At 43.9% G+C, this 14194-nt stretch carries 14 protein-coding genes; 5 read left to right on the forward strand and 9 right to left on the reverse strand.

The annotated features are described in order from the left end of the window. Window positions 1–188: 188 nt before the first annotated feature. From IRQ95_RS19655 to IRQ95_RS19675, 5 genes are all read right to left on the reverse strand, one after another. Entirely contained in the window at window positions 189–1205 is a 1017-nt protein-coding gene (locus tag IRQ95_RS19655) for a CNNM domain-containing protein (protein WP_194439141.1), read from the reverse strand. Then, window positions 1202–2578: a hemolysin family protein gene (locus IRQ95_RS19660; protein ID WP_194439143.1), complete on the reverse strand. Its 1377-nt coding sequence runs from the start codon at window positions 2576–2578 to the stop codon at window positions 1202–1204. The genes IRQ95_RS19655 and IRQ95_RS19660 overlap by 4 nt, the downstream gene beginning before the upstream one ends. Before the next feature lie 300 nt (window positions 2579–2878). Next, window positions 2879–3880, reverse strand: a complete 1002-nt coding sequence (locus IRQ95_RS19665; protein ID WP_194439145.1) for a metal-dependent hydrolase — start codon at window positions 3878–3880, stop codon at window positions 2879–2881. 122 nt (window positions 3881–4002) lie between these two features. After that, on the reverse strand, window positions 4003–5493 hold the full coding sequence (locus IRQ95_RS19670; RefSeq protein ID WP_194439186.1) for a phospholipase D family protein: 1491 nt from the start codon (window positions 5491–5493) through the stop codon (window positions 4003–4005). A 179-nt stretch (window positions 5494–5672) separates the two neighbouring features. After that, window positions 5673–6050 (reverse strand): hypothetical protein, encoded by a 378-nt coding sequence (locus IRQ95_RS19675; RefSeq protein WP_194439147.1) that lies wholly within the window; start codon window positions 6048–6050, stop codon window positions 5673–5675. Window positions 6051–6295: 245 nt separating this feature from the next. Here IRQ95_RS19675 and IRQ95_RS19680 point away from each other — a divergent pair, with 245 nt between their 5' ends. After that, a complete protein-coding gene (locus tag IRQ95_RS19680; protein ID WP_194439149.1) occupies window positions 6296–7132 on the forward strand; it encodes an RNA polymerase sigma factor in 837 nt (278 codons plus the stop codon). 80 nt (window positions 7133–7212) lie between these two features. Here the strand turns inward: IRQ95_RS19680 and IRQ95_RS19685 are convergent, their stop codons facing one another. After that, entirely contained in the window at window positions 7213–7644 is a 432-nt protein-coding gene (locus IRQ95_RS19685; RefSeq protein WP_194439151.1) for a GNAT family N-acetyltransferase, read from the reverse strand. A 128-nt stretch (window positions 7645–7772) separates the two neighbouring features. Next, entirely contained in the window at window positions 7773–8279 is a 507-nt protein-coding gene (locus tag IRQ95_RS19690) for a P-loop nucleotide/nucleoside kinase family protein (RefSeq protein ID WP_194439153.1), read from the reverse strand. Between the two features lie 308 nt (window positions 8280–8587). Between IRQ95_RS19690 and IRQ95_RS19695 the strand changes: the two genes are divergently transcribed. From IRQ95_RS19695 to IRQ95_RS19705, 3 genes are read left to right on the forward strand one after another with little or no spacing between them, the layout of a single operon-like run. Then, the gene (locus IRQ95_RS19695; protein ID WP_194439155.1) at window positions 8588–9514 is read left to right on the forward strand and encodes a permease; all 927 of its coding nucleotides are present in this window, start codon (window positions 8588–8590) and stop codon (window positions 9512–9514) included. A 48-nt stretch (window positions 9515–9562) separates the two neighbouring features. Further along, window positions 9563–9958, forward strand: a complete 396-nt coding sequence (locus IRQ95_RS19700; RefSeq protein WP_194439157.1) for a helix-turn-helix domain-containing protein — start codon at window positions 9563–9565, stop codon at window positions 9956–9958. Next, window positions 9958–10401: a pentapeptide repeat-containing protein gene (locus tag IRQ95_RS19705; protein ID WP_194439159.1), complete on the forward strand. Its 444-nt coding sequence runs from the start codon at window positions 9958–9960 to the stop codon at window positions 10399–10401. The genes IRQ95_RS19700 and IRQ95_RS19705 overlap by 1 nt, the downstream gene beginning before the upstream one ends. 230 nt (window positions 10402–10631) lie before the next feature. Here the strand turns inward: IRQ95_RS19705 and IRQ95_RS19710 are convergent, their stop codons facing one another. Both IRQ95_RS19710 and add read right to left on the reverse strand, forming a co-directional pair. Then, a complete protein-coding gene (locus IRQ95_RS19710; RefSeq protein ID WP_194439161.1) occupies window positions 10632–11630 on the reverse strand; it encodes a hypothetical protein in 999 nt (332 codons plus the stop codon). A gap of 273 nt (window positions 11631–11903) precedes the next feature. Continuing rightward, complete coding sequence (gene add, locus IRQ95_RS19715) at window positions 11904–12911, reverse strand: adenosine deaminase (RefSeq protein ID WP_194439163.1); 1008 nt, start codon at window positions 12909–12911, stop codon at window positions 11904–11906. A 102-nt stretch (window positions 12912–13013) separates the two neighbouring features. Here add and IRQ95_RS19720 point away from each other — a divergent pair, with 102 nt between their 5' ends. Continuing rightward, window positions 13014–13973, forward strand: coding sequence for a LysR family transcriptional regulator (locus tag IRQ95_RS19720; protein WP_194439165.1), 960 nt, complete (start codon window positions 13014–13016; stop codon window positions 13971–13973). Window positions 13974–14194 lie beyond the last annotated feature (221 nt).

Consider the following 14194-nt stretch of genomic DNA (forward strand, 5'->3'; position numbering starts at 1 on the left):
TGCTTCTGTATGCCTATGTAATGAATGGAAGCTTCTGCGCACGGTATAACAAAAAATATCGCGATCGCGACCTACGGTCGCTTCCAAAAAAGAACCCCGCTTGAAAAAGCGGGGTTCGTCATCAATCTGACGCTGCCAAATGGCAGCGTCTTAGGTTGTTATAGTGATAGGATCATCAACTCAATGGCTTAGCTTGCGGAAGTTGTCGGTAGAACGCGCTTTAAAATGTCGGCAAGTGTTACCACACCGACCATTTTTTCATCTTTACTCACGACCGCTAACTGGACACTGGCTTCACGCATGCGGGCGAGTGCTTCGTAGACCGGTGTTTTCGAGTCAAGTACATAAGCATTACGTGCCACTTCTCGAGCAGGTCTATCTGCTGGCTCAAGTAATGTATCACGCACATGGACAACTAGAGGTTTTAGCCCACTGTTACCAAACACGAGAATGCGCAAGTGACCCGATTCCATCGCGGCTGCACGCACGTCTGCCACGGTGGCATTTTTGTCGACATGCGCCATCACCTGACCTTCAGTAACCAAAGAGTCAATCTGAATCGAGCTCAGGTCAATAAGACCTGAAAGCTGCTTTTGGATTTTGGGTTGCAGCGTACCAACGTTGCCAGAATGCTCAACCAACTGGCGAATGGTATCAATGTCTTGCCCGCCAACAGCCGCGCTTTCCACCGGTTCAACACCCGAGGCTTTCACCAAACGGTTGGCGATGCTGTTAATCCAGTTGAGCAGTGGACGCAGCGGCCAAACATAGGCTCTCGCGACAATACCGATAGCCAGCGCGGATTTCTCCGGATGCGCAATCGACCATGATTTAGGTGCCATTTCACCCACAACTAAGTGCAGGAAGGTCACGACAAACAGAGCGAAGCCAAAAGCTGCGCCATCAGCTAGCCACTCAGGCATGCCAACTGCAATAAAGACCGGCCCTACCCATTGGTCAACAGCAGGCTTAGTGACTGCACCCAATGCAAAAGTACAGAAAGTAATACCGAGCTGCGCACCGGCTAGCATTAGTGTTAGGTCGTTCATGCCTCGTAGTGCCGCGCGCGCAGAGCGGCTTTCAACCGCCATTTCTTCAAGGCGATGTCGACGAGCACCCAATAAAGCGAACTCGATGATGACGAAGAAACCACTTAAAACAATCAGCGCGAAAGTGATAATAGAAACAATCAATGGGTCGTTCATTTCTTCTTCTCCAAGATTGATTTCTCTACCAGTTTTACACGCACTTCTGTCGGCACGTGTCGTTCTATACGCAGCACGCTTACCTCTAAGTGACGCAATAGTGGTTCGCCAGAAGCGAGTTCGGAAGGATCGATTGGCAGCGCGATGGTAATCATTTCGCCATTAATAGGAAGTGCGCCTTTTTCGGCAATCAACATCCCGGCAATGGTTTCTACATCACGTCTTGGTAGATCATAGCCAATCGCACGCTTCACTTCGTCAAGGTGAACATCGCCAGTCATTAACCAGACTTTGTCACTTTCCGCGACGACGGCATTACTATTGTCCATATCGTGTTCGTCAGTGATTTCACCAACAATTTCCATCGCTAAATCTTCGATAGTCAACACCCCAGCAAAACCGCCGTATTCATCGATAACACAAGCCAATTGGTTGGTTGATGTCACTAGCTGGTCTAGGGCGTCAGGGAGTCTCATCAGCGTCGGTAAGACAGTCGCTGGGCGCATAACAGATGAAACGGTCGCATCTGCATGCCCAGTTTCGATTTTATTTAGCACATCAGCAAGGTGCACGACACCCACTGGCGCATCATCGTCATTGATAACTGGGTAGCGAGTATGAGCTTGCGCCATCAGCGACAGAAGCTCAGTAAGTGTCGTCTCAGGCTCAACCCAATCCACTTGTGAACGAGGCACCATTGCGTGTTCAACGTCACGCTCTGGGAAGTCGAGGATGCGGTCCATCATGAATGAGAGTTCTACGGGTAAATCACCGCTGTTGCGAGAGTTAGCGATGATATGGTGCAGATCTTCTTCTGAGGCACTGACGTCTAAATCATGCACAGGCTCGATGCGTACGGCACGCAATAGGAGGTTGGCTGATTTATCGAAGAAACTGATGATCCAACCAAACACCGACATGTAAATCAGTGTTGAACGAGATAGCATGCGAGACATCGGCTCTGCGTTGGCGATGGCAAGGTTTTTCGGGTAGAGCTCACCCAAGATCATTTGCACCACCATGGCGATGACTAAGGTTGCCACCGTACCGACTGCGATCCCCGTTTCGAGTTCCATGCCAAAGTTTTGCAATAACACACCGAGGGAACGACCGACCAAAGGCTCTGCGACAAAGCCCAGCACAAGACCAGTCACAGTAATGCCAAGCTGCGCACCTGACAGCATAAAGCTGGTACGTTTCGTGACGGAAAGGGCGCGTTTAGCGGCGGCATCGCCGGAGGCGGCGAAAGTGGCGAGTCTGGTTCTATCGACCGCCATATAGGCAAACTCTTGGGCAACGAAATAGCCATTTGCAGCAATAATTGCCAAGATAAATAGAATGCCAAACAGAAGGGTAATTAGAGGTTCAATCATTGTTGGTCCCTCCTTTGGTAACACAGAGTTATTAAGGAGTTACACAATCGACTTGAATCAGTATCCACAAAGTATTCCTAAGGTAAAAACAGGAAGCGCAGTATATTTGTCTGTTAATAAAATCGTCTATTAATAGTTTTGTATCGCTTTGACAACAAAATCAGCACGGACGCTCCAATAAGTGATTGTCTCTAATAAATTCACAAGGTTAGAGCAACATTAAGGGAGAGAAGCGCTTCTAGCACGTTACCGTATGTTACAAATATCACCAGTTTGGGTATAGAAGTGATGGTTCAGGTATTAAAAATCAAACAGCATTTCGTAAAAGAGTTGTCGGTTACCCGCGCTATTCTCTCGATGCGTCATATATTGTGCATGCTCGTAAGCGTGTGCAGAGGGGGAGATTTCTATACTCCAAAGCGCATTGATTTGGTTGGGTATCATTGAATAGCGCACGTCGATAATCCGCATTGCATCATTTGGATCTTGAGCCAAATAATCATCAGAAAAAAGGCGAAAACGCTCGATATCTTTCGCTTGTTGCGAATTAGGCATGAGCCAAGGTAAATCTCGGTCTAGTTCGAGTTTGGCGATGGATTCACCCGGATAAGTTTTGACGGATGTTCCCACTCTGACCGCATCGACAAAGTAGCGATGCTCGGTTTCGTAAACCACTTTCCATAACAGAATATTGGCAAAACTAGGCTTGGCTTCGAGCCGAGTCGGTGTGTGTTGCCGCTGCTCGGCTAAGTGCCATCCAGCCGCTTCGGCTCGATCTCGCTGAATCATCCCCAAAGTGGGATAAAGCAATGCCCAAGCAAAAGCAATCCGTGCCAACCAAGGCGCGCGTTTTAATGTGCCGAAAAACAATAAGATAAGCAGTGGCAAGGTGAAGAGTGGATCAATCACAGAGATGGTGTTCCATGCAAATCGCTCAGTGGATAGGGGCCATAAAAGCTGTGTGCCATAAGTCGTGCACGCGTCGAGCAAGGCATGAGTCGAGTAACCGAGCGCGCAGTAGAACCAGCTTTGTTTAAATGAAAACCCCTGCCGTTTGGCGATGAGAGGGTGTAAAACCAATCCACAGAGTAAGCTACCGAATGGGATAAACAGCAGTGAATGGGTAAATTGGCGGTGGTATTCTAAAAACAGTAGTGGGTCATTTGATGATTGGATCAACACATCTAAGTCTGGCGCCATTCCAGCAAGCATACCCAAAGCGCCAGCAACCAACAGATGATTCTTGTCGCTGACCGATTGGCTTAAAGAAGCCCCTAGTACACCTTGTGTTAATGGATCCATAAATTAACTCATTGATAGCGCGAGACTAAAACGTATCAATTGAGTGTAGCAAATCACCGACTCAACGATGTTTCTAGGCAGGCTTTAAGGCATGTTCTAAGGCAATGAGTTTGTCTACTAACCTAAAGAAAACTCTCGATAGGCAGCAGCCCACTTAACCAAGCGCCGCTGCGCAGTAGCCACCCCGCATCGGGTTCACTATCGAGTATCTGTTGGGTTTGGTAGTCGCGCCATACTAGCTCATCGTCTTGTAGCTCTAATTTATACGCGCTCGTTATTAGTAGTTCCAACAGCTCTTGTTGAGCGGTTTCAACATACTCAGGGTGGTCAAACACCACCGCCATTTCAGTATTGAGTTCAGCTGAGCGCGGGTCCATATTCATCGAACCAACAAACATCTTCTGTTGATCAAGTAACATTACTTTAGCGTGCAGACTTGAGCGACTACTGCCCGTGACACTCCATTTGTGCTCGATTTTGGCATTGGCTTTCATCTCCCACAGTTCGATGCCACCTTTGACTAGCTCTTCTCGGTATTTGGCATACCAACCGTGCACCGCAAATACATCGTTAGACGCGAGAGAGTTGGTAAGAATGGTGATTTTCTTACCGCTTTGGGCTGCTTTGATTAGCGCTTTCGTGCCGGCTTCTGTTGGCACAAAGTACGGCGAAACAATCATTGCCGAGTGGTTTACGTTGGCAAGTAACTGCGCAAGACCATCAATAAGTTGGCTTTGTCCGTTGTCGATTTTTTCAGGTAAATCGTACAGTAAAACTGCTTCACCCCAATTGAGAGTAACTTGTTTGTGCATAATGTTTTGATACAGCGGTAGCGTCTCAAAACTGTACTCGTCACTGGTGAACTCATGCTCAACTCTTGACGTGTTGCGCCACTTCTCGATGTCTTGCTGGCTTAACGCGCCATCAATTTTGTGCAGCCAGGCGATAGGGACGGCGAACTCACTGTTCCAGTAATGATCGAACTGAACTTGGGTTTGTTCTACGACCGGACCGTAGAGCAGTAAATCGAAATCACCGAACTCGACATCAGAGCGGAATGAAAAATATTCATTACCAATATTACGCCCGCCCACTACCGAGACCACGCCATCGGCGGTGAGGGATTTGTTGTGCATGCGACGATTAAGGCGATCGCCTTCGGTTACCCATGACAGCATGCGCAGATAACGGTGCTGATGTGGGTTAAACAGACGAATTTCAATATTGGGATGATTGTTCAAGTAAGCGATGGTGCTGTCTTTACGACTTTGCATATCATCAAGCAGCAGCCGGACTTTCACCCCTCGCTCGGCGGCTTCAAATACGCGCCAGATCAGCAATTGACTGGTCTCATCATCTCGGAAAATGTAGTACTGAAGGTCAAGAGAGCTTGAAGCGGACTCGATCATCGCAAGGCGTGTCAGTAGCGCATCGTGCCCTGTGCCAAGCGGGTAAAAGCCAGAATAGTGCGCTGGCGTATTGGTCGGCGGTTGGAAAAATGCCGCTAATTCTGAAGTGTTATCAAAGCCAGCGTGGTAAGTGGCAACCTTGGGGCTTAACTCTGCGCTTGATTCACAGCCAACCAGCAATAAGGCACTGATCAGCAACGTCATCCATCTTTTCAACTCAATTCATCCTTTGAATAGCGTGATGACTTAAGTTAACACAATTCGTTGTTTTTTATATCGATCTAATCCATATCGTTGTTATTTTCGCGCAGGTAGGAAGCTTGCTGAGCTAAAGATTGGCTGATTAGTCAGCCAATCGGTGGGTGCTTGATTTAATTGAGGCACTAAGCGAGTTGATCGATTCGCAGTTCAATTTTCACTTTTTTGTTTGGATTCGGGCATTCGAATACTCGCACATCAGAAACTGAAGCGGTTTTGTCGAACTGCATTTCCATTATCGATTTGTGAATGCTGCTATAAAAGAAACCACAGAAATCACCACATTGACGAAAGCCTAACTTAAACTCGTCGCCCGGTGTCATGCCAATCGTACAAGGTACTTCACTGGAAACGATGGTTGCCGTCATTTGATTGCCTACAGATGGAAATTTGATGCTTGGTTTGGCAGCCTGCGGAATTAGTTCGTTCGCGATCACGTTGGAAGTGACAATAGTTGCGCCCACACCGACTAATCCATGCTTGATAAATTTACGTCTATTCATTTTTGTTTTTGTCCTAACTTGTTTTAAGTAATGAGTGATTCACTCACTCGTTTACCTTTAGACGTTTCAGCTCAAAAAGTGTGACAGCAAAAAAGCACATTTTTGTCGATTCTTAAAATAACTCCGTAAAGCATCTGGTCAGTTAGAAATCAGAGCGATGCATTCGCTACGCGCCTCTCATATTAGCCACTCTTTTTATGTCACACTTTCAATGAGATATCTGAGAAAACAAATTAGAGCATTAAATGAATTCAGATTTAGAGCGTTACGTTAAAGAGGCAAAAAGCGGCAATCTGGCCGCCCTTGATCAGCTTGTTAAGCACATTAAGGATAATATTTATGGTTTAGCTTTTCGCATGTTAGGGCACCCTGAAGATGCCGAAGATCAAACGCATGAGATCTTAATTAAGGTAATTACTCACCTAGGTAGTTTTCGAGAAGAGAGCGCGTTTACGACTTGGGTATATCGTATCGCTTGCAACCACCTGATTAGCAAGCAAAGTAAGGTAAAGAGTGAACTCACCTTTGAATCGTTCGGTGAACTGATCGCTAATATGACCGAGCAAGCCCCGATTTTAGAGGCGTCAGATCCTGAAAGAAGCGTGCTGCTAGAGGAAACGCGCCTCAGTTGTTTGCAGGCAATGCTGAGTTGTTTAGATAAAGAGTCGCGACTTATTTTTATTCTTAGTGAGTCTTACGGTGTCACCAGCCAAGAAGGTGCATTGATTTTAGACATCACTCCGGATGCGTATCGGGCACGGCTTTCGCGTGGCAAAAAGCTGTTACAGCAGTTTATGGATCAGCGTTGTGGTCTGGTGAACAAAAACAATTCCTGCCAATGTCACCAACCTGCTGCGATTAGGTTGCAGCATCAAAGCGGGGTTAAGTCATCAATAAGCTGTAGCGGTCAGCTTTCTTCTAAGAAAGGGCGCGCCGAACTGTTGGCTCAGTTGGATGAATTTGAGGAAATAGAGCGAGTGATTGCGATGTTCAGACTCTACCCAGAATATGACTCGCCGGACTCTTTCTCTCATATTGTTAGTAACCTGATGGAATCAGGGCGATACCAAGTCTTGAACTAGATTTCATTGGATACGGAAACGCCCAAAGTTATTAGCTTTGGGCGTTTCTTCTAGCAAATTTGGTTACGACAAACCGAGCGTTAAAGCGTCATATGCAGAATTGGAAATGGTTTTCCCATATCATCTAGAGGTGAGCGCGAAGTCACTTTGAATCCCATACGCTCGTAGAAGCCTACCGCTTGTGGATTCTGTTCATTTACATCGACTTTGGTTGCGCCCAACTGCTCTATTGCATATTGCAGTAGCACTTTACCAATACCTTTTCCTCTTACCTCATTTAAGATAAATAGCATCTCAACCTTAGCATCGTGAGTACCCACAAAACCTAGGATAGAGCCACTTTCGTTTTTCACACATCTTAACGTGACAGCAGGAAAAGCTTGCTCAATGATAATGGGTTTAAAAAACTCAATATCTTCTTCTGTTATGAAGTCATGAGTTGCTCGGACTGAATTTTCCCAAACGTTAAGCATTTCTGCGTAATTTTCAGGAAGCACATTTTCTACAATCATTGGGTTTCTCTTTAGTTGACTGAAATTCATGTGCAGCCGCGAAAGGGTATTTTAGCCTGTAGGTTGGAATACTGTCTATCGATCAAATCTATACCGTTGTCATTTTTGATAAGGTGCAATCGCTCCAATTACTGTTTGCTTTGGTTTGATTGAGTCATATGCACCAAATTCAAATTCTCATCGCTTGTAGGTGTTTCAAAATACTGAGTGACATGATGAAAAACGGCTTCGGTGTCGAAGTGGGCTCTCTCTGGCTGTTGAATCCGACGGTTAGCGATTTGGGACAAATACACCTCATTGCTCAAGTCTAAGAACCACAGTTCATGTTCGCTGTTTACTTCATGACACAACGATGTGAACCAAGCCCTTTGTCTGAGAGTGTTTGCTGGAAAATCCATCACAACATTCGCGCCTATATTCAGTAGGTTTTGAACATGGGCTTTTACGAAAGGTTTAATTAGGCTTGAGTAGGTGATGTAGTCATCAAATGTTTTGATTTGTGAAGGGTAGTGAGCTGATAGCCAATCGTCTTCTGAAATTAGGACGGCGTTTTTCTCTGCTGCTAATGCCTTAGATTTTGTTGATTTACCTGCTCCCATTTTGCCACAGAAGAATAGCTTACCCTGATGTTTCATGTTTGCTCCCTTTACAGATAACCAATGATATCATTGTATCTTTATGATTTTATTGATCTTGAAGCCAAAATTATGGCTAGATTTATTCATGGTAATGCGATCGTAAAATAAAGTTGCGGATTGTGCGATGTCCACGTTTTTCCGAATAAATTCAACCATGTTTTCACACCTTTAAATCTGTTTAATACCCTCTAATACGTTGCACTCCTCTTATCATAAACCAAGTTGCAAATTTCGATCATAAACACACTTGCACAAATGTGCGTATGTGTTTATGATCGGCCGACTTGTTAAACTGAGATCAAAAAATGTTAGATGTAAAATTGGCCATCGCACTCGAAGAGTTCTTTTATGTTGCCAAAGGCTTAGTCGTTATTATTGCAATTGTTTCTGTCATTACAGGGCTGATGCGAGAGTTCATCCCTCAGAAGAAGCTGCAAGCAGCAATAACTAAACATGAAAAATGGGGGTCATTACTGGGGGCGCTTTTTGGAATGCTTACCCCGTTCTGCAGCGCCGCGGTTGTTCCCGTTACTATGGCAATGGCATCGATGGGGGCCTCACTGGGCACAGTAATGAGCTTTATCATCTCTGCGCCACTGTGTAACTTTATCGTGTTGGCAATGATTTACGCTGCGTTTGGACTGAAAGTTACCGTCGTTTATTTCTCGATTACCTTTATTGCCGCAGTGTTGGGTGGGTACCTGATTTCAAAATCGCCTTGGAAAAATGAAATCAAGCGTGCTGATGAGTTAGAAAACAATGATGCAAAAGGATGCGGAGAGAATCAAAGTAACTCTTGTGGTGTAGCAAAAGCGTCAAAATCACCACGGATACTCAATGCAATGAAAGGTGCGCTGGCATTATTTAAACGAATCATCCCTTATGTTCTGTTAGGTGCGGCAATCAGCGGTTTCTCAGCGGCTTACCTTCCTGCGGATTTGGTTGAAAAGTATGTTGGCGGAGATAGTTTCTTATCGATTGTTGTAGCATCAATTATAGGGATACCTTTATACCTGCGAATTGAAATGGCGATCCCTCTTTTAAATGTATTGATTGCAAAAGGGATGGGTATGGGCGCAGCATTAGCCATCATTATTGGTGGCACGGGTGCAAGCCTGCCTGAAATCGCACTGGTTTCAGCGGTTCTTAAGAAAAAAGCGGTGATTGCGTTTGTTGGTATCGTATTGTTAGCTGCTATAATCGGCGGAACAATCTTCCAGTATGTAATATAAATACTTAACGCCACTCGATGAGTGGCGTCATTCTTTAAAGGTAGCAAGATGATCGATGAGCAATACATCAATGCACTAAAAGCGTTATCGGACCAAAACCGCCTAAGACTATTTTGGTTATTTTTACATATTGATGATTGTATCGCTGTAGCCGAAGCTATGGATATTATCGGTGATACTCACTATAACGTATCTCGAAACCTCAAGATGCTATATCGAGCTGGTTTACTTAATCATCAAAAACAAGGCAAATGGGTGTTTTATACGTTAAAGACCCAAGCTCAAACACATTGCCAATATTTGGTTGAATCGGTGAGGAGCTTGCCTGATAGCGAATTTCAAGAAGTTGCTAGACGATGTCGTTTACGCCTATCTTTAAGAATTGATGGTGAATGTGTTGTCGGTCCGGACAGCGAAGAGTGGCAAAATCTTTTGGGCAAATAATGAAACTTAGCAAAATCAGTTGTTCAGTATTAAAAGAATCCCTAGCACGTCATAAAATGTGGCTACATAAAATTGGCGGTGAGCGAGCAAATTTAAGCCATATGAATTTAAGTGGTTGTGATCTTAAAGGGGCTGATCTGAGGTGTGCGAATATCGCCTATTCAGATTTTAGTTACGCGAACTTAACTGATGCAAATCTCGACGAAGCAGATGCTACCTTTACTCTTTTCAATGATGCAATCCTTGAAAATGCTAGCTTTAGAGACGCGGATTTACGCAACACTGACATATCCAATGCAAAGATTAATGGTGCTAATTTTCTTCGTGCGGATTTATTTAGAGCGACGTTACCAAAGGAAGGAATAGCTGAACAATCGTTAAGAAACTTAGAAAAACATCCAACGTTAATCACTATCAGAGCGTCTAAAATACCTTGTTTGTAAGTCGTTCAAGTCATGACGATATAGGCACAAAGAAAATGGGTTAGTCTCTGCCTTCCGGTTGGTTTTAGGCGTTCCCGACGCCGAAAACCTAAAAATGCAGTCCCGCATTTTTGCCTAGGAAAGATGGCTATCTTTGGTTTATCGAGAGCATTTCTAGGAAGAAGACATTTTAAACTCCCCTATGCCTGTTCAGCTGATAGATAACTGCTTCTTTAGTTTAGAAGTTAAAGCTATTTCACTTCGTATCTCAGTAGTACTTCATTATCCAAAACAACATTTGTTGACCAGATAAAGCTTGCTCCAGCACCACTGAACTTTTCGATAAAGTTCATATAAGATTTTTTATTATTTACACCAATGTCATCTTCTGAATACTCGGTCGCTTTAGGCCATGAAACTGCATCGAAGTCTTTTGCCATCCAGTTACTTGGTGTTTCCCAGTGAGCGGCATAAGCATTTGAGCCGTTATCAGTGCCTTCTGTTGTACAGTTCTCCGATAAGCGTAGTTTTTCGAGGTTTTTGCCATCCACTTCACTTAGGCAGCTAAGACCATAGATTGGCGCAGTGTAGAATGTTTGTGCTTGCCAATCGGCCCCCGTTACAGTGCCATCACTAAAGCTTGCGATAAAGCCACCATCACCCGGATGGAATGCCTTGCCACGGTTATCTTCTGTACCTAAACTTAGGTTTTCTTCCCAATCAATGACTTTTACAGCAATAGTGTATGGTTTACTTACTTTGAACTTGACGATACTAGAGTTAAACGGTGTGAAAGGTACGGTGTCTACAGCAACGAGCTGACCATTAATGTATAACTCGAAATAGTTGTCAGCGAAGATGTAACCCGTGATTTCTTCACCATCAGAATCAATAACAGCCACAGGGACTGAGTCCTCATCAACATCGGCGATACTTTCTGGCGTTATGTTGGCGCACTCTTCAAAAAGATCGGCGGCTTTGGGGGCAGTGGTGAAATGGTTTTGAGCTGGAACTGTCCATACTTTACCGTCAGCATCAGTAATTTCTCCGATACCAGCAACACGGCTTCGCCCATTCGCACATTCAAAAAGGTTCGCTTCTACTGTTTTTGCAACACCTTGGGTAATGCTTGCCGAACCTTTATAGTCGCTAGTGCTTCCGCTTGCAGTCAACTCTGAGGATGGAGAGCAACCTGCCAACAAAAGGGCAATAGAGGAAATAGCGAATACTTGATTGTTTGTAGTAATCATCAATTAAAGTCCGGTAGTAAGTATGAAGCTTAAGTGTAGTATTTAGTCTCGACAGATCAATATGTTGAGCGACTTTATTAGTTGTTGGATATATTAGGTTAAGTACTGTAAAGCAACGTAAATGATCTGCAATGTTCAGTAAATGGACTTCGGTTCTGAGCTTTCATCGATAGTACTTCGTGAAAGTGCTGTGCCTTAGGATGAAAATTCATACACAGTTCAATTAGGTCACTAGGTATACATTGACAAAGTATACCTAGCTTTAAGACCGTTTTATGACAAAGTGAACTGATTCTTGAGTTCTAGTAAGTACTGCTTTACCTGTTCTGAAGCAAAAGAGTTATTTACACTATTGGTGTATATCTGTTGGTAGTCTTCTTTTGTTAACTTGAAGGCTTCGACGACCTTTCTGACCTCATCAGTCATAGTGGTTTTGGATACAGTTCTATTATCTGTGTTGATCGTAACCACAACCCCATCTCTATAAAATTCACCAATAGGGTGTTCAGCGAATGCCTCGACACATTTTGTGTCTACATTGCTCGTTGGACAGATTTCTAAAGCAATCGCTTTATCTTTTACAACAGAGTACGCCTGGCTATGATCTTTCATATGAACGCCATGTCCAATGCGCTCGGCATCAAGAGTAGTAACGGCATCATAAACATTCTGGCCACACCACTGCTCGCCTGCATGAACAGTCAGCCTATAGCCTTTATTCACGGCGTACTGAGTAAACTGAGGAAAATCAGCGCAGAAATTTGGTTTCTCACTACCGGCAATATCGAAAGCAATGACACCGTTATTTAACCAAGGAGCGCCTGCATCAATGACTGCTTCAATTTGATCTTGGGGCATACCTCTAAGCACAGACAAAATGTAGTTGCCATGGATATCGTACATTGCCTCGGCTCTTTTCATCCCGTTGACGACACTTTCAATGATATCAGAAATACTTAACCCCAAATTTTGATGCAGTAATGGGCCAAATCTTACCTCTAGATACTTTACATTTTCATTTGCTGCATCTTCGAATAACTCGAAAGAAATGCGCTCTAAAGTCTCTTTAGTTTGCATAATCTTTATCGGTAAATCGAAGCAATTAATGTATTCATCAAGGTTCTGACAGTCATCAGGGGCGGATAAAGAACTTATGATAGTGTCTTTATCCTCGGGCTTTGCTAAACCTTGTTTGACTGCGAGTTCAAAAACGGTTTCTGGCCTAACGCTACCATCTAAATGGCAATGAAGATCAATTTTTGGAAGAGTTAAATAGTTCATATCTCTCGATCTCGCTAATGGATTCGAAGGCTAATCTATCTAAATTGTTGTATGATTTGAATTGACGATATTTCCGAATAATCATGAATCAAAGGAATAATAGTGGTTAACGTTGATGCCCTCCTAAAATGTGACATGAATTTATTGCTATGCTTTCAAATTCTAATGGAAGAGAAAAGTGTCAGCCGCGCAGCGCAGCGGTTATATCTATCGCAATCTGCCGTTAGCAAACAGCTAACTCGGCTTAGAACGTGGTTTGATGATCCTCTTTTCGAACGGTCAGCCAGTGGTTTGTTGCCAACGCCGAAAGCACTATTCATTGCCCCGCAGATACAAAAAATTCTCGTTCAAGTAGAAATGTTGAATTTGGAAAAGGAGTTTACGCCTTTTGAAAGTACCCGCTCATTTCAATTAGAGTTAGTTGAAACGGCATATAACTCAATTTATCCAAACATAGCAATTGAGGCATTAACACAAGCGCCAAAGGTTGATTTAAAAACAAAGACATGGAATGAGGGGACGTTCGATCGTTTGTTGAAGCGCGATATCGATTTTGGTATCGGTATGGTCGAATTTGATCAAAGAGCAAAGCTTCAAGTTCATCATCTTCCTAAAGAACTAGAATGCGTAGAGGTGATGAGAGACTATGCTGTCTGCCTTATGCGTCCGGATCATCCAGCGTCCAAGCTCGACTGGGAACTGTCAACGTTTCTGCAATTTCGTCATATACACGTGGTGACCGGTGGCGTAGGAAGTTGGCTTTTGTTTGACCTTCTCAACAATAAAGAAATACAGCTTGATGTCGCTCTAAATGTGCCAGATTTGGGAAGCGCAATTACGGTATGTCAAAAAAGCGATCTCCTAATGTGTTATCCATACAGTGCAGTAAAAAAAATCATCGAAGAGGGTGTTTTAGTGGCTAAGCCCATACCAATAAGCCTAGAACCTGGGGCATTGTTTCTATTTTGGCACAAGTACTTTAATAGCGATCCTAGCCATGTGTGGCTGAAAGAGTTAATCGTTGAGTGTTGTAACGTTAGTGGTAATAGGCGTTCAGATTAGAAAAAGTGGTCCATTACTCTTTGTTTTACCACGGTTTTGCTACTTAAACGCTTCTGAACGATAAACTCAAATTTTGTCATTTTCGTGTAGGTGGGAATCTCTTTTTTTGTTTAAATTCAGTGGGTTGTTGAGTGAGTCGGTGGGTATGTCCCGCTTAAAACTGGAGTGATCCTTTTGAGCTTGATGCAAGCGGTCCAATTACTCTTTGTCTTGCCAAAGAG

It is taken from the genome of Vibrio fluminensis (assembly GCF_015278125.1).
Classification (GTDB): Bacteria; Pseudomonadota; Gammaproteobacteria; order Enterobacterales; family Vibrionaceae; genus Vibrio; species Vibrio fluminensis.

Coding starts and splice junctions, on each gene's coding strand:
- IRQ95_RS19685 (WP_194439151.1), bottom strand. CDS start 7,644: ATGATTGTAGAAAATGTGCTTCCTGAAAATTACGCAGAAATGCTTAAC.
- IRQ95_RS19705 (WP_194439159.1), top strand. CDS start 9,958: ATGAAACTTAGCAAAATCAGTTGTTCAGTATTAAAAGAATCCCTAGCA.
- IRQ95_RS19710 (WP_194439161.1), bottom strand. CDS start 11,630: ATGATTACTACAAACAATCAAGTATTCGCTATTTCCTCTATTGCCCTT.
- IRQ95_RS19660 (WP_194439143.1), bottom strand. CDS start 2,578: ATGATTGAACCTCTAATTACCCTTCTGTTTGGCATTCTATTTATCTTG.
- IRQ95_RS19700 (WP_194439157.1), top strand. CDS start 9,563: ATGATCGATGAGCAATACATCAATGCACTAAAAGCGTTATCGGACCAA.
- IRQ95_RS19695 (WP_194439155.1), top strand. CDS start 8,588: ATGTTAGATGTAAAATTGGCCATCGCACTCGAAGAGTTCTTTTATGTT.
- IRQ95_RS19680 (WP_194439149.1), top strand. CDS start 6,296: ATGAATTCAGATTTAGAGCGTTACGTTAAAGAGGCAAAAAGCGGCAAT.
- IRQ95_RS19665 (WP_194439145.1), bottom strand. CDS start 3,880: ATGGATCCATTAACACAAGGTGTACTAGGGGCTTCTTTAAGCCAATCG.
- IRQ95_RS19655 (WP_194439141.1), bottom strand. CDS start 1,205: ATGAACGACCCATTGATTGTTTCTATTATCACTTTCGCGCTGATTGTT.
- IRQ95_RS19675 (WP_194439147.1), bottom strand. CDS start 6,050: ATGAATAGACGTAAATTTATCAAGCATGGATTAGTCGGTGTGGGCGCA.
- add (WP_194439163.1), bottom strand. CDS start 12,911: ATGAACTATTTAACTCTTCCAAAAATTGATCTTCATTGCCATTTAGAT.
- IRQ95_RS19690 (WP_194439153.1), bottom strand. CDS start 8,279: ATGAAACATCAGGGTAAGCTATTCTTCTGTGGCAAAATGGGAGCAGGT.
- IRQ95_RS19670 (WP_194439186.1), bottom strand. CDS start 5,493: ATGACGTTGCTGATCAGTGCCTTATTGCTGGTTGGCTGTGAATCAAGC.